The following is a 580-nucleotide window of genomic DNA, read 5'->3' as shown; positions in this document are numbered from 1 at the left end:
GGTATGAGTAACGAAAAGACAAGTGAGAATCTTGTCCGCCGAAAGCCTAAGGGTTCCTGAGGAAGGCTCGTCCGCTCAGGGTAAGTCGGGACCTAACGCGAGGCCGAAAGGCGTAGTGGAAGGACAACAGGTTGAAATTCCTGTACCACCGAAGATTGTTTGAGCAATGGGGTGACACAGAAGGGCAGTGACGCGGACTGATGGAATAGTCCGTCCAAGCAGTGAGGCTRRTTSGTAGGCAAATCCGCSAAYYRTWMGGCTGGGCTGTGATGGGGAGCGAAAATTACAGTAGCGAAGGTCATGTACTCCGGCTGTCAAGAAAAGCCTCTAGTGAGATCTAGGTGCCCGTACCGCAAACCGACACAGGTAGGCGAGCAGAGMATGCTAAGGCGCGCGGAAGAACTCTCGTTAAGGAACTCGGCAAAATGACCCCGTAACTTCGGGAGAAGGGGTGCCYCGGTAGGGTGAATAGCCCGAGGGGGCCGCAGTGAAAAGGCCCARGCGACTGTTTAGCAAAAACACAGGTCTGTGCGAAGCCGCAAGGCGAAGTATACGGGCTGACGCCTGCCCGGTGCTGGAA

1 rRNA gene is annotated in these 580 nt (G+C 55.3%); it reads left to right on the top strand.

Annotated elements, in window-relative coordinates:
• Positions 1 to 580, top strand: a 23S ribosomal RNA gene (locus AB4Y92_RS25315); the annotation flags it as partial.

The organism is Lysobacter sp. TAB13, assembly GCF_052113885.1.
GTDB classification, from domain to species: Bacteria; Pseudomonadota; Gammaproteobacteria; order Xanthomonadales; family Xanthomonadaceae; genus Lysobacter; species Lysobacter gummosus.
This window is presented reverse-complemented; position numbering and strand designations above follow the sequence as displayed.